The organism is Xanthomonas sp. NCPPB 3569 (assembly GCF_041475645.2).
GTDB classification, from domain to species: Bacteria; Pseudomonadota; Gammaproteobacteria; order Xanthomonadales; family Xanthomonadaceae; genus Xanthomonas; species Xanthomonas phaseoli.
Genome location: NZ_CM192969.1, coordinates 4,477,900 through 4,499,510 on the forward strand (window position 1 = coordinate 4,477,900; position 21,611 = coordinate 4,499,510).

Annotated in this window: 22 protein-coding genes; 9 read left to right on the top strand and 13 right to left on the bottom strand. The window is 65.3% G+C overall.

Annotation, left to right across the window (positions count from 1 at the left end):
* Positions 1–23: 23 nt before the first annotated feature.
* Positions 24–1,202, top strand: a complete 1,179-nt coding sequence (locus ACCQ03_RS19305) for a PQQ-dependent sugar dehydrogenase (RefSeq protein ID WP_150147069.1) — start codon at positions 24–26, stop codon at positions 1,200–1,202.
* A gap of 166 nt (positions 1,203–1,368) precedes the next feature.
* On the opposite strand, the gene ACCQ03_RS19310 is transcribed toward ACCQ03_RS19305, so the two are convergent.
* From ACCQ03_RS19310 to tsaD, 3 genes are all read right to left on the bottom strand, one after another.
* Complete coding sequence (locus ACCQ03_RS19310) at positions 1,369–3,543, bottom strand: glycoside hydrolase family 3 N-terminal domain-containing protein (RefSeq protein WP_150147071.1); 2,175 nt, start codon at positions 3,541–3,543, stop codon at positions 1,369–1,371.
* A 228-nt stretch (positions 3,544–3,771) separates the two neighbouring features.
* Positions 3,772–4,128, bottom strand: a complete 357-nt coding sequence (gene folB / locus ACCQ03_RS19315; protein WP_017157731.1) for a dihydroneopterin aldolase — start codon at positions 4,126–4,128, stop codon at positions 3,772–3,774.
* Positions 4,129–4,185: 57 nt separating this feature from the next.
* Positions 4,186–5,274 carry a tRNA (adenosine(37)-N6)-threonylcarbamoyltransferase complex transferase subunit TsaD gene (gene tsaD / locus ACCQ03_RS19320; protein ID WP_209227273.1) on the bottom strand — a complete coding sequence of 363 codons (1,089 nt, stop codon included), beginning with the start codon at positions 5,272–5,274 and terminating at the stop codon, positions 4,186–4,188.
* On the opposite strand from tsaD, the gene ACCQ03_RS19325 reads away from it, so the two are divergent.
* The 7 genes from ACCQ03_RS19325 to ACCQ03_RS19355 all read left to right on the top strand — a co-directional run bounded on the left by ACCQ03_RS19325 (position 5,250) and on the right by ACCQ03_RS19355 (position 12,744).
* On the top strand, positions 5,250–5,456 hold the full coding sequence (locus ACCQ03_RS19325) for a hypothetical protein (protein WP_139790970.1): 207 nt from the start codon (positions 5,250–5,252) through the stop codon (positions 5,454–5,456). The two genes, tsaD and ACCQ03_RS19325, sit on opposite strands and share 25 nt — an antisense overlap.
* Positions 5,457–5,552: 96 nt before the next feature.
* Entirely contained in the window at positions 5,553–5,768 is a 216-nt protein-coding gene (rpsU, locus tag ACCQ03_RS19330; protein ID WP_002808376.1) for a 30S ribosomal protein S21, read from the top strand.
* A gap of 255 nt (positions 5,769–6,023) precedes the next feature.
* Positions 6,024–6,470 carry a GatB/YqeY domain-containing protein gene (locus tag ACCQ03_RS19335; RefSeq protein ID WP_039573394.1) on the top strand — a complete coding sequence of 149 codons (447 nt, stop codon included), beginning with the start codon at positions 6,024–6,026 and terminating at the stop codon, positions 6,468–6,470.
* Between the two features lie 564 nt (positions 6,471–7,034).
* Positions 7,035–7,997, top strand: a complete 963-nt coding sequence (locus tag ACCQ03_RS19340; RefSeq protein WP_033473887.1) for a YihY/virulence factor BrkB family protein — start codon at positions 7,035–7,037, stop codon at positions 7,995–7,997.
* Positions 7,998–8,078: 81 nt separating this feature from the next.
* Entirely contained in the window at positions 8,079–9,827 is a 1,749-nt protein-coding gene (gene dnaG, locus ACCQ03_RS19345) for a DNA primase (protein WP_057677429.1), read from the top strand.
* 109 nt (positions 9,828–9,936) lie between these two features.
* Positions 9,937–10,983 carry a bile acid:sodium symporter family protein gene (locus ACCQ03_RS19350; protein ID WP_057677428.1) on the top strand — a complete coding sequence of 349 codons (1,047 nt, stop codon included), beginning with the start codon at positions 9,937–9,939 and terminating at the stop codon, positions 10,981–10,983.
* Positions 10,984–11,154: 171 nt separating this feature from the next.
* Entirely contained in the window at positions 11,155–12,744 is a 1,590-nt protein-coding gene (locus ACCQ03_RS19355; protein ID WP_057677427.1) for a thioredoxin family protein, read from the top strand.
* 250 nt (positions 12,745–12,994) lie between these two features.
* On the opposite strand, the gene cyoE is transcribed toward ACCQ03_RS19355, so the two are convergent.
* The 4 genes from cyoE to ACCQ03_RS19375 are packed head-to-tail and all read right to left on the bottom strand — an operon-like array spanning position 12,995 to position 16,393.
* Positions 12,995–13,891 (bottom strand): heme o synthase, encoded by an 897-nt coding sequence (gene cyoE, locus ACCQ03_RS19360; protein WP_039573380.1) that lies wholly within the window; start codon positions 13,889–13,891, stop codon positions 12,995–12,997.
* A gap of 2 nt (positions 13,892–13,893) precedes the next feature.
* Complete coding sequence (locus ACCQ03_RS19365; RefSeq protein ID WP_150147074.1) at positions 13,894–15,057, bottom strand: COX15/CtaA family protein; 1,164 nt, start codon at positions 15,055–15,057, stop codon at positions 13,894–13,896.
* A 10-nt stretch (positions 15,058–15,067) separates the two neighbouring features.
* Positions 15,068–15,643, bottom strand: coding sequence for a redox-active disulfide-containing membrane protein (locus ACCQ03_RS19370; RefSeq protein ID WP_057687135.1), 576 nt, complete (start codon positions 15,641–15,643; stop codon positions 15,068–15,070).
* 27 nt (positions 15,644–15,670) lie between these two features.
* Positions 15,671–16,393, bottom strand: coding sequence for an SURF1 family protein (locus tag ACCQ03_RS19375; RefSeq protein WP_057679191.1), 723 nt, complete (start codon positions 16,391–16,393; stop codon positions 15,671–15,673).
* A gap of 60 nt (positions 16,394–16,453) precedes the next feature.
* On the opposite strand from ACCQ03_RS19375, the gene ACCQ03_RS19380 reads away from it, so the two are divergent.
* On the top strand, positions 16,454–16,672 hold the full coding sequence (locus ACCQ03_RS19380) for a twin transmembrane helix small protein (RefSeq protein ID WP_017157720.1): 219 nt from the start codon (positions 16,454–16,456) through the stop codon (positions 16,670–16,672).
* 136 nt (positions 16,673–16,808) lie between these two features.
* On the opposite strand, the gene ACCQ03_RS19385 is transcribed toward ACCQ03_RS19380, so the two are convergent.
* Genes ACCQ03_RS19385 through ACCQ03_RS19410 form a run of 6 tightly spaced genes read right to left on the bottom strand, consistent with a single transcriptional unit; the run spans position 16,809 to position 21,565 of the window.
* A complete protein-coding gene (locus tag ACCQ03_RS19385) occupies positions 16,809–17,684 on the bottom strand; it encodes a cytochrome c oxidase subunit 3 (protein ID WP_005911522.1) in 876 nt (291 codons plus the stop codon).
* 38 nt (positions 17,685–17,722) lie between these two features.
* A complete protein-coding gene (locus tag ACCQ03_RS19390) occupies positions 17,723–18,319 on the bottom strand; it encodes a cytochrome c oxidase assembly protein (protein WP_057679190.1) in 597 nt (198 codons plus the stop codon).
* Positions 18,316–18,489, bottom strand: a complete 174-nt coding sequence (locus ACCQ03_RS19395) for a hypothetical protein (protein WP_003484652.1) — start codon at positions 18,487–18,489, stop codon at positions 18,316–18,318. The genes ACCQ03_RS19390 and ACCQ03_RS19395 overlap by 4 nt, the downstream gene beginning before the upstream one ends.
* Positions 18,470–20,074 carry a cytochrome c oxidase subunit I gene (ctaD, locus tag ACCQ03_RS19400; protein ID WP_005911527.1) on the bottom strand — a complete coding sequence of 535 codons (1,605 nt, stop codon included), beginning with the start codon at positions 20,072–20,074 and terminating at the stop codon, positions 18,470–18,472. The genes ACCQ03_RS19395 and ctaD overlap by 20 nt, the downstream gene beginning before the upstream one ends.
* Positions 20,075–20,112: 38 nt before the next feature.
* Positions 20,113–21,072 carry a cytochrome c oxidase subunit II gene (coxB, locus tag ACCQ03_RS19405; RefSeq protein ID WP_209227272.1) on the bottom strand — a complete coding sequence of 320 codons (960 nt, stop codon included), beginning with the start codon at positions 21,070–21,072 and terminating at the stop codon, positions 20,113–20,115.
* Between the two features lie 16 nt (positions 21,073–21,088).
* Positions 21,089–21,565, bottom strand: coding sequence for a DUF2244 domain-containing protein (locus ACCQ03_RS19410; protein WP_017157717.1), 477 nt, complete (start codon positions 21,563–21,565; stop codon positions 21,089–21,091).
* Between the last annotated feature and the right edge of the window lie 46 nt (positions 21,566–21,611).

The following is a 21,611-nucleotide window of genomic DNA, read 5'->3' on the forward strand; positions in this document are numbered from 1 at the left end:
GCGCCCATCCCCAGGAGGACCCCATGTCTGTCCGTCGTCTGCTCGCCCTGGCCTGCACGGCCACCCTGTTCACTGCCGGCACTGCAGTTGCTGCGCCCGCAGCCGCCCCCGCGGCCTCCATTCCCAAAGCTCAGTGGCCGTTTCAGGCCACCACGGTTGCCGATTTCGACGAGCCGTGGGCGATGACCTTTCTGCCCGACGGCAGCCTGCTGGTCAGCGAAAAGCGCGGCGCCTTGATGCGACTGGACCTCAAGACCAAACGCAAGAGCGCCATTACCGGTGTTCCGGCCGTTGCGTATGGCGGCCAGGGCGGTTTTGGCGATGTTCTGGCGCATCCGCGTTTCGCCAAGAACGGGCTGGTCTACGTGAGTTATGCCGAGCCGGGCGAGGGCGACACGCGCGGCGCGGCGGTGGCCCGCGCCAAGCTTACGCTGGATGCAACCGGCGGCGGCACGCTCTCGGACCTGAAAGTGATCTGGCGCCAGGATCCCAAGGTCACCGGCAATGGTCACTTCGGGCATCGGCTTGCGTTCGGGCCCGATGGCAAGCTGTGGATCAGCTCCAGCGAACGGCAGAAATTCACGCCTGCCCAGGACATGAAAGCCAACCTCGGCAAGCTGATCCGGCTCAACGACGACGGCAGCGTGCCGGCCGACAACCCGTTCGTTGCGCAAGGCGGCGTTGCCGCGCAGGTGTGGTCGTTGGGCCACCGCAATATTCTTGGCTTGGCCTTCGACAGCAAGGGCCGACTGTGGGAACACGAAATGGGCCCGCTCGGCGGCGATGAGTTGAACCTGATCCAGCGTGGCGCCAATTACGGCTACCCAATCGTTTCCAACGGCGACAACTACGACGGCACGCCGATCCCCGACCACAACACGCGCCCGGAATTCGCCGCGCCCAAGATCAGCTGGACGCCGGTGATTTCGCCGGCCGGTTTTGTGATCTACAGCGGCAAGCAGTTCCCGGCGTGGCGCGGCAATGGCTTCATCGGCGGGCTATCGTCGATGGCGCTGGTGCAGGTGTCACTGGGCGACCAGCCGCGCGAAGTGGCGCGTTACGACATGGGCGCACGCATCCGCGAAGTGGAGCAAGGTCCGGACGGCGCACTCTGGCTACTGGAAGACGAGGCCAGTGGCAGCACCGGACGTCTGCTGAAGCTGACGCCCAAGAGCAAGGCCGCGGTCGAGAACGACGCTTGATCGATGCCGCAGCATCAGCCGGTGTATCTGCGCATTGCACCGGCACGCGCGATGGCGACATGGACCGTCGTCATCGCCTCTAAACCCGATGTCAGCAGGCGCTGCGCGCGATAGCAATGGTCACCTGATCGGCGCTGATGACTCGCGAAGAGTGCCAAGCGCGCCGCTACCGGCGCTCCAGCAGCTCGAAGGTGACGGCATCGCCGCTCTTGGCCGACGCGCACACCCACACATCGAACAAACCCGGCTCCGCACCGAAGACGCCCTTGTGGTTGGTGAATGCCAGCGCGTCGCGCTCCAGGGTGAACACCACGTCCTGGCTCTCGCCGGGCTGCAGCAACACCTTGCGAAATCCCTTGAGTTCGCGCACCGGGCGCACGCGGCTGGCCACGCGATCGTGCACATACAACTGCACCACTTCCTCGCCTGCGACCTTGCCGGTATTGGTAACGCGCGTGCTAATGGTCAGCGTCTCATCCCAGCCCAGTTGCGCCGCGCTCAACTGCGGCTGCGCATAACCAAACGTGGTGTAGCTCAAGCCATGTCCGAACGGATACAACGGTTCGTTCGGCATCTCGCGCCAACGGGCCTTGTACTCGGACAGGGTCGGCAATTCCGGGCGCCCGGTGCGCAGATGGTTATAGAAGTACGGCTGCTGCCCGGTCGCCTGCGGGAAGCTGATCGGTAGACGCGCCGACGGGTTGTAGTCGCCGAACAGCACATCGGCCACGCCGGTCCCGGTCTGGGTACCCAGGTACCAGGTCACGGCAATCGCGTCGGCATCGCGCACCGCACCGCTCAAGGCCAGCGCGCGGCCATTGCGCAACAACACCACCATCGGAGTGCCGGTCGCTGCAATCGCTTCGGCCAGTGCCTGTTGCGCCGGCGGCAAGACGATCTCGGTGCGCGATTGTGCCTCGCCACTGAAGCGCTGCGGCTCGCCCAACGCCAGCACCACCACATCGGCCGCCTGCGCCGCATCGATCGCGGCGGAAATGCCACCCGGCAGCGCCTCCTCCAGTCCGCAGCCGGCCACCACGCTCAGATCTTCGGTGCCGACCACCGCACGCACGCCCTGCTCCAGGGTCACGTAGCGTTCCTTGTCGCCGAACAAGGTCCAGCAGCCCTCGATGTTCTCGCGGTCCTGCACGAACGGGCCGATCAACGCGATGCGCTGGCCGCTCTTCTTCAGCGGCAACACAGCGCCTTCGTTTTTCAACAGCACGATCGAACGCCGCGCCGCATCGCGCGACAGCGCATCGTGCGCCGGCAGATGCGTGGTATCGGCTTCGCGCGCCGGGTCCAGCGAGCGATACGGATTGTCGAACAGCCCGATCGCGTCTTTCAGCTGCAGGATGCGCCGCACGCTGGCATCCAGCGTGGCCATCGGCACCTCGCCGCTTTCCACCAGCGAGGGCAGGTGCGCGGCATAAAAGCCGCTCTGCATGCTCAGGTCCAGACCGGCCAGGAAAGCCTTCTTGGTCGCGTCGCGCTCATCGGCGGCATAGCCATGGGCGATCAATTCCATGTCGGCGGTGTAATCGGAAATCACCACGCCGGGGAATTGCCATTCCCCACGCAGGATCTCGGTCAGCAACTCGTGGTTGGCGCTGGCCGGCACGCCGTTGATGTCGTTGAAGGACGACATCACGGTCAATGCGCCGGCATCGAAGGCGGCCTTGAACGGCGGCAAGTGCACATCGCGCAGCGTCTGCGGCGCGATGTCCACTGTGTTGTATTCCATGCCTGCCGCCACCGCGCCATAGGCGGCGAAATGCTTGGGCGTGGCCAGCAGGCAATCGTGGGCGGTCAGGTCGCTGCCCTGGAACCCGCGCACACGGGCAGCGGCAAAGACCGTGCCCAGCATCACGTCTTCGCCGGCACCTTCGGCACCACGACCCCAGCGCTGGTCGCGGGCGATGTCCACGGCCGGCGCGTAGGTCCAGTGCAGGCCGGCAGCGGTGGCCTCGATCGCGGTGGCGCGCGCGGTGCGCTCGGCCAACGCCGGCTCGAAGCTGGCCGCCTCGCCCAGCGGGATCGGAAACACCGTACGCATACCGTGGATCACGTCGGCGGCCAGGATCACCGGGATGCCCAGGCGACTCTCTTCCACGGCGACTTTCTGGATCTGCACGCCCAGCGCGGCGCCCACACCATTGAACAGCGAGCCGACCCGGCCCTCGCGCACCTGCTGCAACACCTCGTCGGCATTGCGCACATTGGCCTCGGGATTCACGTCCGGCGCGAACGGCCGCACCATGTCGGCGAACACACCCAACTGTCCGACCTTCTCTTCGACGGTCATCCGGGCAATCAGGGTTTCGATGCGATCAGCAGCCATGAGATCCTTGAGAAAACGTTTACATGGCCGTCAATTCTAGCCTGACGCACCCACGCGCAGGCAAGTTTTGAGGGCTGGAATTGAGATTCGGGGATTTGTCGAGGCCGGTTGCAGCGCATCGTGCGCGCCGGGGAGCCGCGGCGGCGCAGCCTTTGCGCCACGCGTCCCAGCCCTCCAGGCTTGGCGCCCTGAAGTGAAATGGCCGGCAGCAGGGCGTCCAGGCGGCAATCAGATCGCCCGTGCCCGCTCGATGATCACTCCCACGGCCTGCGCGCCGCGCACCGCCCCCGGCTTGCTCAACTTCAATCGCAGCCAGTGCACGCCGAATTCGTCCAGCACGAGCGCCGCGCAGCGCTCGGCCAGCGTCTCCACCAGCCCAAAGTTCGAGGCTTGCACGAACTCGATCAAGCGCTTGCTCACCGCCTTGTAGTTCAGCGTATCGGCGATGTCGTCGCTGGCCGCCGGTATGCGGTTGTCGAAACCCATTTCCAGATCGAACCGCAAGGTCTGGCGGATGCGCCGCTCCCAATCGTAGATGCCGATCAGCGCATCGATGTCGAGACCTTCAATAAACACTTTATCCATGGGAATAGGGAGTCGGGAATTGGAAGTGGGGAGAAGCAAGGGCAATAACACGCAGCACTAACAGGATCGGGGTACCGCTCTTCCTATTCCCGATTCCCGATTCCCGATTCCCGATTCCGCCGCCAGCGGCGGCAGGCTCGCCATATCCCACCGCGGCGTCACATGCACCGCCGCATCCGCGTGCTCGCCGGCCTGCAGCCGCAGCGCGCCGGCGAAGGCGATCATCGCGCCGTTGTCGGTGCACAAGGCCGGGCGCGGGAAACAGACCCGGCCACCGCGGCGCTGGGCAGCCTCTTGCAGGCGCGCGCGCAGGCGCTTGTTCGCGCCCACGCCGCCGGCCACGACCAAGGTGTTGCAGCCGGCCGCGTCCAGCGCGCGCAGGCACTTGATGGCCAGCGTGTCCACCACCGCGTCCTCGAAGCCGCGCGCGATATCCGCGCGGGTGGTGTCGGACTGGTCGCTGGACCGCCAGGCCAGCAGCACCTGGGTCTTGAGCCCGCTGAAACTGAAATCCAGCCCGGGCCGGTCGGTCATCGGCCGCGCGAACTTGTAGCGCCCCGGCGTGCCGGTTTCGGCCAGCGCCGCCAGCTGCGGGCCACCCGGGTACGGCAGGCCCATCATCTTGGCGGTCTTGTCGAAGGCTTCGCCGGCCGCATCGTCCAGCGTCTCGCCGAGTACCTCGTACTGCCCCAGGGCCTTCACCGACACCAACTGGGTGTGCCCGCCGGAGACCAGCAAGGCCACGAACGGCGCCTGCGGCGGGTCGTCCTCCATCAGCGGCGCCAGCAAGTGGCCTTCCATGTGATGCACGCCGATCGCCGGCACATCCAGTGCCCAGGCCAGCGAGCGCGCCACCCCGGCACCGACCAGCAAGGCCCCGACCAGGCCCGGACCGGCGGTATAGGCCACGCCATCGAGTTCGTCGATCCTCAACCCGGCTTCGCCCAGGGTCTGACGGATCAGCGGCAGCAGCTTGCGCACATGGTCGCGGCTGGCCAGCTCGGGCACCACGCCGCCGTATTCGGCATGCAGCGCAATCTGGCTGTAGACCGCGTGGGCGCGCAGCGCCGGCACACCCGACAATGCGGTGTCGTAGACCGCCACACCGGTCTCATCGCACGATGATTCGATCCCAAGGACTTTCACGGCAGCTCGGCATGCAGGGAGATGCCACTATTTTCGCAGCTTTTGCGCTGCGCAGATCGGCCGATGGCAAGATGCTGCGCCGCGCTGCCGTACTGGCCGCATACGTCCCGAATGCACGCTTTATCGATGTCGCGGCGGCAAATGCTGCCGGGGGCTTGCAGGCCGTCGGCAAGTCGTTATAATGAGCGGCTCACCGGGGCAACCCGGAAATTCCGTCACGCGAGTCCGCTCGCACCCGCCCGGGGCTCCCGGACGGAAATCCCATTTCTGGAGAACACATGCCCAGCGTTAAAGTCCGCGAGAACGAGCCCTTCGAATTTGCGCTCCGTCGTTTCAAGCGCACCTGCGAAAAGGCCGGCGTGCTGGCCGAAACCCGCAAGCGCGAGTTCTATGAAAAGCCGACCCAGGAGCGTAAGCGTAAGGCTGCCGCTGCCGTGAAGCGTCAGCTGCGTCGTTCCTCGCGCGACGTCACCAAGCGCCAGCGCTTGTACTGATCGTCCGCGGTTCCTTGCCGGTGGGTCTGCGCTGAAGGCGCGACCTAGCGGGAGCGAACCCAAGAGCCGGCACGCGCAAGCGTCGCCGGCTTTTTGTATTGGCCTGCCACAAGGCATGGCGCTGGAGACATCAGGCAATCCGCGCGACGCGCCGCACGGCATCTCTCCACGCACGCCCGACCCTCCTTCGACCGAGGTCCCCAGCCCGCTTGGGCGCCTTGGCCACACTCGATACCTACACTCAGGAGTTACCGCATGTCCCTGAAGCAGCAGCTCACCGATGACATGAAGGCCGCGATGAAGTCCGGCGACAAGCACAGCCTGGGCGTGATCCGGCTGATCAACGCCGCCATCAAGCAGAAGGAAGTGGACGAACGCATCGAGATGGACGATGCCGCCGTGATCGCCGTACTGGACAAGATGGTCAAGCAGCGCAAGGACTCGGTCACCCAGTTCGAAGCCGCCGCGCGCGATGACCTGGCACAGATCGAGCGCGAGGAGATCGTGGTGATCGAGCGCTATCTGCCGGCCAAGATGGGCGAAGCCGAGATCGTGGCCGCCATCCGGGCCGCGATCTCCGAGACCGGTGCAAGCAGCCCGGCCGATATCGGCAAGCTGATGGGCGCACTCAAGCCCAAGCTGGCCGGTCAGGCCGACATGGGCCTGGTCTCGACCCTGGTCAAGCAGCAGCTGGCAGGCTGATGGATCGCCGCAGCGCCCTGTGCCACGGCCAGGGCGCTGCGACTGGTGCGCGGCGCGCGCTGCGGCACTGCCTGCTGCATCACCGAGCGGCTTTCCCACTGGAAGGCGGATCGTCCAACGGGCAGGGATGCTGCATGACGCCGCTGCAGCGCAAAGGCCGTTGCATATCTGCCACACGCAATGCATCAGGCAAGGCGCACTGCCTTCCTCAAATGCGTCCGGCCCAGCAGGCGGACCAAGCGCTTCGCACAGCTGCGCCCCTGTCGTCGCGTAGACATCCGGCAGTGCCAAGCACACGCGCCAGTACAGGTCCATCGGCACCTGGCGCACATTGAACGCGCTGACAGATACGCCGCGCACGTTGCTTCCACGCGCGACAGACTGCGCCTACCAGGTGCGCCGCCTCCTGCTTGCCCAAAACGCGTGCACGCTTTCACCCGTCCTTCGATCCGGCCCTGCTAGAACGGGTGCGCCAGCGCAGGCATGGGCAAGGTCCTTCCGCATACCGACTTTGCTTCGACGTCGCCTGCGCAGCAACGGTATGCGCCAAGGATTCTCCCGCCGGTGACGACGCTTTCATCTGCCTATCTGCACAAGCATCTGAGCCGTCTGCAGCGCAGCGTGCCGATGGCGCTGCTGAACCGCTTCATCGAGATCGACGTGATGACGCAGGCGGCGTCGCTGTCGTTCTACGCGCTGCTGTCGCTGGCCCCGCTGCTGGTGCTGCTGTTGTGGCTGACCGCCTCGCTCTATCCGCCAGCGCAAGAGGCATTGGTACAGCAAATCGGGCAATTGGCAGGCGGCAGCGCGGCCGAAGTCGCACAGACCATCATTCGCAATGCCACCGACCAACCTGGTGTTGGCTCGCTGGCCGGCGTGTGGAGCACGCTGCTGCTGTTCATCGGCGCCACGGCGGTGTTTGCGCAGTTGCAGAACGCCTTGAACCTGATCTTCCGCACCGACAAGCAACGCCTGGATGGCTTGATGGCTTGGCTGCAGAAGCGGGTGTTCTCGTTCGGGGTGATCCTGGCGCTGGGCTTCTTGTTGATCGTGTCGATGATTGCCACCACCGCACTGCAGGTGGTCTTTGCGCGCCTGCCCTCGGTCCTGCCAGCGGTCGGCTACGTGACCACGCTGGCCCTGTACTCGCTGGCGTTCGCGTTCCTGTATCGCTACCTGCCCGATCGCACCGTCGACTGGCGCCAGGCATTCCTGGGCGGCGTCATCACCGCGGTGTTGTTCGCGCTGGGGCGCTACGCCATCGGCGTATACATCGCCACCGCAGCGCCGGGCAGCGCCTACGGTTCGATGGGGACCTTGGTCATCCTGCTGGTGTGGATGTACTACGCCTCGGTGGTGTTCTTCGTCGGCGCCTTGATCACCGCGGTGATCGACGAGCGGGTGCGCTCGCATCGCAAGCTGCGCGAGGCGGGCGTGGACCCGGAGCATCCGCCGGTGATCGTGCCGCCTGCCGATACGGCGCCTGCATCTTCAACGTCGGACTCGCACGCGCTGCCACGCGGCTGAGGACTGCTGCAGTGCCTGCCTCGCCGGCTTCATCGGCGATGGCGACCAGGTGCTGGCAGGCCGCTGGGATATCCTAGCGGGATGGCCCGTATCCCCGACGCGTTTATCGACGAACTGCTTGCACGCACCGACATCGTCGAGGTGGTGGGCGGCCGGGTGCCGCTCAAGCGTCAGGGCAAGGAGTATTCGGCGCGCTGCCCGTTTCACGACGAGCGTTCGGCCTCGTTCACGGTCTCGCCGACCAAGCAGTTCTATCACTGCTTCGGCTGCGGCGCGCACGGCACGGCGATCAGCTTCCTGATGAATTACGACCGCCTCGAATTCCTCGATGCGGTCGACGAGCTGGCCAAGCGTGCCGGCATGGAGATCCCGCGCGAGACACAGCAACGCACCCCGCAACAGCAGGACGACAGCCGCGAGTTGTATTCGGCCCTGGAGGCGGCCACCAAGTTCTTCCAGCGCCAGCTCGAGGGCAACGCACGCGCCGCCGCGTATCTGGACGGACGCGGCGTGGATGCCGACAATCGCGCGCGTTTCCAGATCGGCTACGCGCCCGACGGCTACAGCGCACTGAAGGACACCCTGGGCACCGATGCGCGCCGCATGAGCGTGCTCGAACGCGCCGGTCTGTTTTCCAAGAACGATCGCGGCCATGTGTACGACAAGTTCCGCGACCGGGTGATGTTCCCGATCTTCGACCGCCGCGGCCGGGTGATCGCCTTCGGCGGGCGCATCCTGGGCGCGCCGGCCGATGGTCGCGACCCGGGCCCGAAGTACCTCAATTCGCCGGAAACCGCGCTGTTCCACAAGGGCCGCGAGCTGTATGGCCTGTGGCAGGTGCGCCAGGCCAATCAGAAGATCGAGCGGCTGATCGTGGTGGAGGGCTACATGGACGTGGTCTCGCTGTTCCAGTTCGGCGTGACCCAGGCGGTGGCCACGCTGGGCACCGCCACCACGCCCGAACATGCCGAGCTGCTGTTTCGCAACGCGCCGGATGTGTACTTTTGTTTCGATGGCGACAACGCCGGGCGCAAGGCCGGCTGGCGCGCGCTCGAATCGGTACTGCCGCGCATGAAGGATGGCCGCCAGGCGTTCTTCCTGTTCCTGCCCGATGGCGAGGACCCGGACACCATCGTGCGCAAGGAAGGCGCGCAAGCCTTCGATCAGCGCCTGAAACAGGCCACGCCGCTGTCGCAGTTCTTCTTCGACGAGATGTCGCGTGAGATCAACCTGCACACGCTCGACGGCAAGGCGCGCCTGGCCGAACGAGCGCGCCCGCTGTTGGCGCAGATTCCCGAAGGCGCGTTCGGCGATCTGATGCGGCAGGAACTGGCGCGCCTGACCGGCGTGGGTGCCACTGCGTCTGCGCAGCAGTCCGCACCCAGGCCACGGCCGCCTGCCCGCATGGGCGCGCCCACGCAGAAACGCAGCCTGGTGCGTGCGTCCATCGCCATCCTGCTGCAGCGGCCGTCCTTGGCGATGAGCCTGGAGGGCGTGCATGATTTTTCCGGGCTGCGCCTGCCCGGAATCGACTTGTTGATGGAGTTGCTGGATCTGGTGCGGCAACGCCCGGAAATCAGTACCGGCGCGCTGCTGGAGCACTTCGCCGAGCGCGAGGAACTTGCTGCCTTGCAGAAGCTGGCAGCGCAGGAGCTTCCCGGCGACGAACACAGTTGGACGCTTGAGCTGCATGACGTCGTCGCCCAGCTCGACAAACAGTTGCTGCGTCAACGCGTGGAAGAGCTGCAGGCCAAACAGCGTGCGCAAGGGCTGGACGACACCGACAAATACGAAATGCGCGAACTGCTCAAGGCGCTCGCAGCGTTGTGATGCAGTGCTGCCTGGCTGAAGGCAGCGCACGGCAATCGCGCACTGCCGTGCCGTTCCAGGCGTGACCGGTGACGTCGATGCCACAGCCAAGGCCTGCACGCATCGTAGAATGGCCCATACCAGGCGCAAGATCGCGCGCTACCGTTGGACCTCGATGAAGAAGCTGCTGGCGCGGTTGCGCATTGACCCCTTCACCCTCGCGCTGCTGTGCACGGTCGCACTGGCCTCGTTGCTCCCGGTCTCGGGCACGGCTGCGGCGGTCATGGACGATGTCACCGATGTGGCGATCGCCGCGCTGTTCTTCCTGCACGGCGCGCGGCTGTCGCGCGAAGCGGTCAAGGCTGGCGCGCTGCACTGGCGCCTGCATCTGGTGATTCTGGGCTGCACCTTCGTGCTGTTCCCGCTCCTGGGGCTGTTGTTCAAACCACTGGCGCATCTGGCACTGACGCCGGAGCTGTATGTCGGCGTGCTGTTCCTGTGCGCGCTGCCGTCCACGGTGCAGTCCTCGATCGCGTTCACCTCGATGGCGCGCGGCAATGTACCGGCCGCGGTCTGCGCGGCGTCGCTTTCCAGCCTGCTGGGCGTGTTTTTCACCCCGTTGCTGATGGGCGCGCTGGTCGGCAGCCAGGGTGCCATGGCGCATCCGGCCGAGGCGATCGGCAAGATCCTGCTGCAGTTGCTGGTGCCGTTTCTGGCCGGCCATTTCATGCGTCCGTGGATCGGCGGCTGGGTCGAACGTCACCGCGCCGTGCTGCGTTACACCGATCAAGGCACCATTCTGCTGGTGGTCTATACCGCCTTCAGCGCATCGGTGAACGAAGGGCTGTGGCAGAAGACGCCGCTGCCTGCGCTGCTGGCGGTCCTCGCCGTTGCAGGATTGTTGCTGGCCATGGCGATGCTTTCGATCACCTTCATCGCCCGGCGCCTGCACTTCGGCCGCGCCGATGAAATCGCCATCGTCTTCTGCGGCTCGAAAAAGAGTTTGGCCACCGGCGTGCCGATGGCCAAGGTGATGTTTGCCGGCGGCGGGCTGGGCGCGATCGTGTTGCCGATCATGCTGTATCACCAGCTGCAGCTGATCGTCTGCGCCGTTGTGGCGGCACGTTATGCGCGCAGCGCATCGGGCCAGCCGCAAGGCGCAACCGAGCGCCATTGACGCTGCGCCGCGCCAGCACCTGCCCGCTGCGTATCGCATGACAGCAGTTCGCATCGCCGCGCATCCGGGTTGTAAGCAGATGTACAACGGTAATGACGCACGCCCGCCTGGGCCCGCCAGCGGCCGCTAGAGTGCGCGATCGACCTTCTGCCGCCCCCACGGTGATTTGCCATGACGCTATCGCTGCGACACCCTTCCCCGTCCTTGATCGCGCTGTTGGCAGTGCTGGCTGCGCTGACTGCCTGCGACACGCCAGCACCGCCTGCGGCGCCCGCGCAGTCCAAGACAACGTCCACGCCGGCACCTGCTGCCCGCATCGCCTGGCGCGAGGGCGATGTGGAAGACGCTTTTGCCGAAGCCAAGGACAGCGGGAAGCCGATTCTGTTGTATTGGGGCGCAGCCTGGTGCCCGCCCTGCAATCGCCTCAAGGCCACGCTGTTCAAGGATCCGGCCTTCATCGCGCGCACCCAGCAGTTCGTTGCCGTGCACCTGGACGGCGATTCGGAGGGCGCGCAGGCCTGGGGCGAGCGCTTCGGGGTCAAGGCCTATCCCACCATCATCGTGCTACGCCCAGATCGCAGCGAAATCACCCGGCTGGCCGGCGATGCCGATAACGCGCGCCTGGCAGAGGTGTTGCGGGTTGCGGCCAAGAGCACCAGTACCGCCCAGCAGTTGCTCGACAGGGCGCTGCACACACCACAACAGCTCAGCGCGGACGATTGGGCGGTGCTCGGCAACTACGCCTGGGGCACCGACGATAGGCTGGTCAAACCCGATGCAGCCGCCGACGTGCTCGGCCGGCTCTCCACCTCGGCGCCACAGCCAGCCCTGCAACGCAGCTTCGCCCTGGCCGCCATCAGTGCCGCCAGACACCCACCGGCTGCCAGCAGCGCCAACCGCACGCTGTTGGAAGCGGTATTGGCCGACCCGGCAGAAGTGCGCGCCAATCTCGGCACGCTGAACTATGTGCCGGCGCGTCTGATCACCGCCGCCAGCAACGACGCAGGCGTGCGCAGCACGCTCTCCAACGCGCTGAATCAGGCCTTGGACAAGGTCTACGCCGATCCTTCATTGCCGATCTCCGACCGGCTTGGCACCGCATATGCACGCATCCAGCTGGCACGCCTGGCACAAGGCCAGCCCACCGAAACCGAAACCGAAGCCGAGCCCAAACGCCAGCAACCGCCGCTGCCGAAAGACGTGGTGGAGGTGGTGCACCAGCGCGTGCAGTGGGCCACCGACACCGCCAAGACCGACGAGGAGCGCCAATCCACCATCAGCACGGCCGCCGCGTTGCTGAGCGAGGTCGGCGATGGCAGCGCGGCAGAGCAATTGCTGCTGGCCGAGTTGTCGCGCAGCAAGACGCCGTATTACTACATGCCCGAATTGGCCGATCTGGCCGAACAACGCGGCGACAAGAAGACCGCCCTGCTGTGGCTCAAACGGGCCTACGACAGCGCGCAGGGCCCCGCCACGCGCGTGCAATGGGGCGTGATGTACGTAGATGGGCTGATCCGGCTCAGCCCCGACGACACCGCCGGCATCGAGGGCGCCGCCACCCAGGTGATCGGCGAGTTGGCCGGCCAACCGGAGGGTTACCGGCAACGCACCCGTCAGCGCTTCGCCACCCTGGGCAACGAATTGAAGATATGGAGCAAGCACCGCCGCGAAGGCGGCGCAGTACTGGAGCGGCTGCAGCAGAAAATGCAGTCCAGCTGCGACAGCAAAACTACCAGCGAGTGCGCCGCTTGGCTGAGTTGAGCCGGCACAGCGCTGCCGCGCGCCGGCAAGGCGTGATGATCAAAGGTTTGTAAGCAGCAAACCGCGGCGTCTGCTGACGTGGACGCCGCTGGTGAGCTCGACGCGGCGCACGTTGCACCTCATCCGGCGCCCTTTCGCCACACGCCGCAGGCGCGGGTGGCGCGCTACAGGCGTGATCCAACCCTCCGCCGGTGGCCAACGCAATCATTGGGGCAGCGCTATCGCGTTGCCGCTCGTCCCACTGCAGCGACTAGCGCACCCACGGCAGCAGCAGATGGTCGACCATCAGGAAGGCGAACAGCGCCATCAGGTACACGATGGAATAGCCGAACATCTTCATCGAAAACAGTTCGTCCGGCGGGTTCAGCATGCGCCAGGCGTACCAGAGGAACACCGCATTGAGCACGACGGCACCGCCCAGATAGAACACCCCGCTCATGCCCACCGCCACCGGCGCCAAGGTCACGATCGCCAGCAAGACGGTGTACACCAGGATCTGCTTGCGCGTATGCGGCACACCGTGGGTCACCGGCAACATCGGGATGGCCGCCTTGGCGTAATCGGCGCGACGAAAGATGGCCAGCGCCCAGAAATGCGGCGGCGTCCAGATGAAGATGATCAGCACCAGCAGCGAGGCATTGATCCAGTCGGCGCTGGTCGGCAGCCCGGTCACCGCTGCCCAGCCCAGCATCGGCGGCGTGGCACCGGCCAGCCCGCCGATCACGATGTTCTGCGAGGTCGCACGCTTCAGGTAGACGGTGTAGATCACCGCATACCCGATCAGCGAGGCGAAGGTCAGCACCGCGGTGATCACGTTTACCCACACCACCAGAATGGTCATGGAGATCACGATCAGCGCACCGGCGAACACCAGCACCTGCCAGGGCCGCACCTTGCCCACCACCAGCGGGCGCCATGAGGTACGCGCCATCTGTGCGTCGATCTTGGCGTCGAGCAATTGGTTGATCGCTGCCGCCGCTGAAGCCGCCAGCCAGATGCCCAGGAAGCCCAGTGCGCCGGTGCGTACCTGCACCCAGGTCGGCATGTCGGGAATGGCCAGGAACATGCCCACCAACGCGGTGAACACGATCAGTGCCACCACCTTGGGTTTGGTCAGATCCCAGTAATCGCGTGCGCTGACGGCCATGCTCACTCCGGCGCGCGCAGCCGCGCCAGCAGCGAGACCAGCACGAACAACAACGCCACCGCCCCGCCGTTATGCATGACCGAGACCTCCAGCGGCAGCGCCAGCTTCACGTTGAGCATGCCCAGCGTCACCTGCACGGCGACCAGCAGCGCAAGCGCCGCAGCCCACACCCGCATCCCCGGCGACCGCGACAAGCGCCAGGCCAGCCACCATAAGTACAACGCGGTCGCAATCGCCCACAGCCGGTGCGCCATCTGGATGGCGATACGCGCCGCGCCATCCAGCACACCGCCTTCGTAATCCACCCCGATGCCGCGCCACAGCGTGAAACCTTCACGGAAATCGTGTGGCGGCCACCACTGGCTGACGCAACGCGGAAAATTGTCGGCCGACCAGCTGCCGCCGCCACACGCCAGCGCGGCGTAGTTGGCGCTGACCCAGCCACCGAGCGCGATCTGCAGACCCAGCACTGCCACGCCCAGGCGCAGCAGCCACTTCAAGCGCGAGGCGTCGGCCAGGGTGATCGGCAGATGCGTCACACGCCACGCCATCCACACCAGCAGCGAGAACATCAGCATGCCGCCCAGCAGGTGCCCCATCACCACGATCGGCTTGAGCAGCAACGTCACCGTCCACATGCCCAGCAAGGCCTGGAAGATCACCACCGCCAGCGTCAGCACCGCTGCACGCGCCAGATCGATATTGCTCCAGCGCAATGCCGCCAGCAGCAGGATGGCCTCGCCGGCGATCGCCACACCGAAGGCCACGGCATGCCAGCCGGACATGTAGAGCGGGATCGACAACGCCACCAGCAGCGCGGCCGACACCACCTGGGCAATGCCCATGCGACGGCGACGCACCGCCAGCAACGACAACACCAGCACTTCCACGCCCAACGCACCGGCCAGGAAGCGGTGGACCTGTTCGCGCCAGGCTTTGTGCGATTCCAGCGGGCGGATCTTGCTGGCCACGTGCGTGTTGGCTTCGTCGCTGGTCTGCGGCCAGGTCACGCGGCCATAGCAGGTCGGCCAGTCCGGGCAGCTCATGCCGGCATCGGACAAGCGGACGAACGACCCGAACAAAATCGTGCTCGCAGTGAACAGCGCGGCCAGCCAGGCCATGCGATGGAAGTGACGGAACAACGCCGGTGGCGCAAACAGGTTCATCGAAACGGGCTCACATCAGTTTCAGCAGCTTGACCAGATCCGACCGCAGGCCGGCCGGCTTGAAGCCGGGGGCATACCGCAGGATCACAAAGCCATTGGGGTCGATCACATACACCGGCACGCCGGCCGTATCGGTGCCGCGCGGCAATGCCTGGCGCAGGCGGGCATCGTCGCGTAGCACGCGCAGTGCAGGCATCGGCGGCAACCCGGCCGGCGGCGCGCCGATCCACAGCACCTCCACCTTGTCGGCGCGATGCCCGAGCAGCTGCCACACCTTGTCCAGCTCTGCAGCCAACGCCACGCACTGCTGCATGCAATCGGCCGGCGGCGCCACCGCAATGCGCCAGATGCGCTCGCTCGGCGTCCAGGCATAGGGCTTCCCGTTCGCGCGCACTGGCACCAGCGCCCGCAGATCTGCGGGCGGCTGCAGCAGTTCGCCGTTGTTGCGCATCGACGCCGGCTGCCATCCGGAGAAGCGCAGCACGCCGGCCAGCAACATCGAGCCGAAGAACAGCACCGCCAGGGCAATCAGCATCCTGCGGCCGCGTTTGACCGAATGCAGCGTAGCCGATGTGGAGGAGGTCATGCCGGCGATTTTCTCATGCCGCAGGCGTCAGTGCCCGCGGCCGCGACGGCGCGCACGCCATGTCAGCAGCGTTGCGGTCGCCAGGACCGCGGCGGCCAACCCGAACCATTGCACCGCGTAACCCAAGTGCCGCGCGGGCGGCAGCGTGTTTGGCAGCATGTCCAGATCGCGCGTGTAGCCAACCGGCAGTGCAGGGTCCAGACGCAGGACCTGCGACGAAATGTCGCGCCTGCCCAGCGTGCTGCGTAGGGCCTGCAGATCCAGTCGCGTGGCCAGCCAGGTCTGCGCCGCACCCCCAGGCGCCAGCGCCGGTCCGATCGCCAGCCCCGCCGACGGCGGTGCGCTCAAGAGCCCCTGCACCGTCTGCACGTCTTTCAGGGCAACGATGCCGGGCAACTGCCGATCGGCCGGCAGTGGCAGCCAACCCAGATCCACCAGCACGTCGGTCGACACGCCTTCAGGCGCTGCCAGTTGATACACGCGCACACCGGCACGCCCGTCATGCAGCTGATTGTCCAGCAAGACCAGTTGCGGCAAAAAACGCACTTGCCCACGCACCCATGCCAACTCATTCGGCGTCGCCAACGCCTGTGCCAAGGGCAGCGTGGTGTCGCGCACATGCGCGGCACGGTCCAGCAAGGCTTGCTTGCTGTGCATGCGCTGCAATTGCCAATGCCCGAGCGCCGCAAAACCCGCGCTCACCAGCAACGCCAGACACCAGCCAAATACCGCCGTGTGCTTGCGCGTCATGACAAGCGACGCAAAAAGGCGTGCAATGCCATCACCACGCCGACTGCACCCGGGGCTGTTGTGAACGATTCGCTCAAGACGCTGCTGATTGTCGCCTTCCTGATCGTGATCCTATGGAACCTGGGCGCCGGCCTCTACTACCTGCTGACCGACCGCGGCCAGACCAAGCGCACCGTCAACGCCCTGACTTGGCGCATCGGCCTATCGGTGGCGCTGATCGCCATCGTGATCCTCGGCATCTATACCGGCTGGATCAAGCCGCATGGCATCGGCCGCTGAGGAGCCGGGATTGGGGATTGGGCATTGGGGATTCGTAAAAACTAAAGCCTGCCGCTTTTACGAATCCCGAATCACCAATCCCCAATCCCCAATCCCCAATCCCCAATCCCCAATCCCCAATCCCCAATCCCCGCCCTCAAAGTACATACACGAACAGAAACAGCGCCAGCCACACCACGTCGACGAAGTGCCAATACCATGCGGCCGCTTCGAAGGCGAAGTGGTTGTCGCGGCTGAAGTGCCCCTTCGCCGCGCGCAGCCACATCACCGCCAGCATGATCGTGCCCAGCAGCACGTGCATGCCATGGAAACCGGTGAGCATGAAGAAGGTCGAGCCATAGATGCCCGAGCCTAGCGTGAGATTGAGCTCGGTATAGGCGTGAATATATTCCTCGGCTTGCAGGAACAAGAACACGCAGCCCAGCAGCACGGTCAACCCCAGCCACAACAGCAGCGCGCCGCGGCGCCCGCCCTTGAGCGCATGGTGGGCGATGGTCAAGGTCACGCCGGAGCTGAGCAGGATCAGCGTATTGATCAGCGGCAGGCCCCAGGCCGGGATGGTCTGAAACTGCCCTCCGATGGTGCCCGGGCCATTGGTCGGCCAGGCAGCGGAATAGCCGTTCCACAGCAGCTCGTTGGTCATTACGCCGTCGCCTTCCCCGCCCAGCCACGGCAGCGTCAGCACACGCGTGTAGAACAGCGCGCCGAAGAAAGCGCAGAAAAACATCACCTCGGAAAAGATGAACCACACCATCCCCATGCGGAACGAACCATCCACCTGGCGGTTGTAATGCCCGGCATTGGATTCGCGGATGACATCGCCAAACCACATGAACAACGTCGCCAGCAGCATTGCCACGCCGGCGAAGAAGGTCCAGCGTCCCCACGCCGCGTCGTTGAGCCAGCTGGCCACGCCGATCATCATCACGAACATGGCAATCGACCCGACAAAGGGCCATTTGCTCTGGCTCGGGACGAAATACGCATCGGCGTTGGGACTGTGATCGGCCATGGCGTTGCTTCCGTGTCGTGGTGCGGGTGGATGGAAGGTTACGGCGCAGCGCGTGGCGCGCCAGCTGCGCCTCCGCCCTGCAGTTCGGAGGTCAGCGCGTCGTTGCGATAGAACGTGTAGGACAGGGTGATCGTAGTGACTTCCGGCGGCAGTGCCGGGTCGACGATGAAACGCAACGGCATGTCACGCGTTTCGCCGGCCTGCAAGGTCTGCGCGGTAAAGCAGAAGCACTCGGTCTTGTTGAAGTAGCCCGACGCACGCGCAGGTGCAACCGAGGGCACCGCACTGCCCACCACCGCACGTGCACCATCGTTGCGCGCGAAATACAGCGCCTCGTTGAGCTCGCCCGGCACCACATCCATCGTCATCTGTTCGGGATGGAAGGTCCACGGCAGTTTGGAGTTGACCCCGCCATCGAACTCCACGCGCACCGTGCGCTTGCCGGCGACAGGTGGCGCGCCCGCGTTCGCGCGCGTGCTGCCGGGTGCACGTTCCATGCGGATGCCAAACACTTTCTCGCAGGCGATGCGGTAGAGCGGCACCAGGGAGAACGTCAGCACGAACACGCCCAGCACCACGCCCAGCAGCTTGAACAAGCCGGCCGTCGGCGCGCGTGCGGGCGCGCGTGCACTCACCGCCCGATGACTCCCGAGGCGATGAAGCCTGCATAGATCAGCAACGCAATGATGCCGACCGTGATCGCGGTGCGACGCACGGCGCGGCGTTGTTGCGCCTGCCGTTCCGCAGCAGATAGCAGACGCGTCACCGCCGGCTCCGAGGCGGACTCAGTGGCCGATGTCTTCATGCGCAAGATCTCCAGGCTTGATCACCGGCGGCACGGTGAAGGTATGCGCCGGGGCGGGTGACGGCACCGTCCACTCCAGGCCCTTGGCGCCTTCCCAAGAGCGCGCCTGTGCACGTGCGCCACTGCGCAGCGAGGACAGCAGGATCGCGGCCATCAGGAACGGCGTGACGAACATGCCGAACGCACCGATCGAACTGACCAGGTTCCAGTCGGCGAACACCACGTTGTAGTCGGGAATGCGCCGCGGCATGCCGGCCAAGCCAAGGAAGTGCTGCGGGAAGAACAGCAGGTTGACGAACACCATCGTCCACCAGAAGTGCACCTTGGCCCAGGTCTCGTTGTACATCCGCCCGGTCCACTTGGGCCACCAGTAGTACACCGCCGCGATCAACGCGAACACTGCACCGGTCACCAGCACGTAGTGGAAATGCGCCACCACGAAGTAGGTGTCGTGATACTGGAAGTCCGCCGGCACGATCGCCAGCATCAGCCCGGAAAAGCCTCCGATGCTGAACAGGATCACGAAGGCCACGGCCCACAGCATCGGCGACTCGAAGGTCAGCGAGCCTTTCCACATCGTGCTGACCCAGTTGAACACCTTCACCCCGGTCGGGATGGAGATCAGCATGGTGGCGAACATGAAATAGATTTCGCCACCGAGCGGCATGCCTACGGTGAACATGTGATGCGCCCACACGATAAAGCTCAGGAACGCGATCGCTGCGATGGCGTACACCATCGCCTGGTAGCCGAACAACGGCTTGCGGCTGAAGGTCGGGATGATCTCGCTGACCACGCCGAACGCCGGCAGGATCATGATGTAGACCTCCGGATGCCCGAAGAACCAGAAGATGTGCTGGTACATCACCGGATCGCCGCCGCCGGCCGCGTTGAAGAAACTGGTGCCGAAGAACTTGTCGGTCAGCAACATGGTCACTGCACCGGCCAGCACCGGCATCACCGCGATCAGCAGGAACGCGGTGATCAGCCAGGCCCAGCAGAAGATCGGCATCTTCAGCAGATCGATGCCCGGCGCGCGCATGTTGAGCACAGTGGCGATGATGTTGATCGCGCCCATGATCGAACTGACGCCGGCCACATGGATCGCAAACACGCTGAAGGCGACGTTGTAGCCGCCCTGCAGCGACAGCGGTGGGTACAGCGTCCAGCCGCCGGCCGGCGCGCCCCCCGGCAGAAACAGCGTTAGCAGCAGCAGGGTAAAGGCGACCGGCAGCAACCAGAACGACCAGTTGTTCATGCGCGGCAACGCCATGTCCGGCGCACCGATCTGCAACGGAATCATCCAGTTGGCCAAACCGACGAAAGCCGGCATCACGCCGCCGAAGATCATCACCAGTGCATGCACGGTGGTCATCTGGTTGAAGAACTCCGGTTTGACGAACTGCAAGCCGGGCTGCATCAATTCGGCGCGAATCACCACGCTCATCGCCGCGCCGATGATGAACATCACGAAGGAAAACAGCAGGTACAGCGTGCCGATATCCTTGTGATTGGTCGAAAAGAACCAGCGCTCGACGAAACCGGGCTGGTGGTGTCCGTGGTGATCGACTGCGGTATGCGCCATGACGGAACGACCTCTGCGAAGCGAGCGGTTGCGGGCGATTAAAGAGCGGCGGTCGGTGTTGCGGCCGGTGCCGGTGCCGCAGCCGGCGCGGTGTCACCTGCCGGGGCGGCCGGTGCACCGGCCGGCGTCGGTGCGGCGGCTGGCGCCGCTTCCGGCGCTGCGCCTGACGCACTGCGACGCGACGCCAGCCAGCGCTGGAAGTCAGCCTTGGGCAATGCCTCCACCACGATCGGCATGAAGCCATGATCCTTGCCGCACAACTCTGCGCACTGCCCGCGATACACGCCCGGCTGCTCGATATTGGTCCAGGCTTCGTTGACGATGCCGGGAATCGCATCTTGCTTCCATCCCAGCGCCGGCACCCACCACGCGTGGATCACATCGTCGGCAGTAATCACGAAGCGGATCTTGGTATTGACCGGCAGCACCAGGCGGTTGTCGACATCCAGCAGGTAATGCGGCTGCGAGGCTGCGGTGGGGCGCTCGCCGCTTTGGCGGATACGATCGGATTCGCGTGCCAGGCGACTGGTGAATTCCACGCCCTGGCCCAGATATTCGTACTTCCACATCCACTGATAACCGGTCACCTTGACCGTCATTTCCGATTCGCGGGTGTCGTACATCGCAATCAGTTTTGCCGTTGCTGGCCACGCCATCGCGATCAGCACCAGGACCGGAATCACCGTCCACAACACTTCAGCGGTGGTGTTGTGACTGAATTGCGCAGCCACCGCCCCCTTGGACTTGCGGAACTTGAACATCGCATAGCCCATCGCCGAGAACACCAGCGCGCCAATCACCACGCACACCCACAGCGCCACCATATGCGCCTCGTAGGCCATGCGCGCGGTCTGGGTCACCCCGCGCCCCATATTGAGCTGCCATTCCTTTGGATCGGCCGATTGCGCCCAGGCCACCGGCGCGCTCAGCAGCGCCGCCATCGCCAGGCCCACGTGTTTGCAGGTGTTGATCGACTTCCAGCTGCTGCGTTGCGTCATTGCCTAGACCCTTACGTCATCGGTGACGGCCATTGGCGGCCGCGAGCAAGCGTTTGAGCGTTGTTGCCAGTTCCACACGTTCGGCCGGCCCGAGAAAACTTCCGATCTCGATCTGCTTGCCGCTGCTGACCAGCAACACCCTGTCATCGCGTTCGATGCAAAGCCGCACCCAGTGCGGATGTGCCTGAAACGCTGGTGGCGCATGCCCGGACGGAAACACCTCGACAACGGCCTCCCCCACCCGGATCGCTTCCTCGCGCTCGCCACTTCGCCACAACTGCCGCAGCGCCAGCGCCACCACACCACTGTGCACCAGGGCAAACACCGGCGCGAACGCATTGCCGGTCCACCACCCCAGGCCTGCAAATAACCACATCGTTCCCGCCAACACTGCGAACAGCTGCACGAATTGCCTGGCCGACAGTGCCCGCGGAGGCCGCAACCGCAGCTGCGTCCCAACCCCTTCGGACATCAACGGCAGCACTTCGATCATAAACAGCACGCAGCGCACTGCGGGAATAGTCCGATGGTAGACCCGC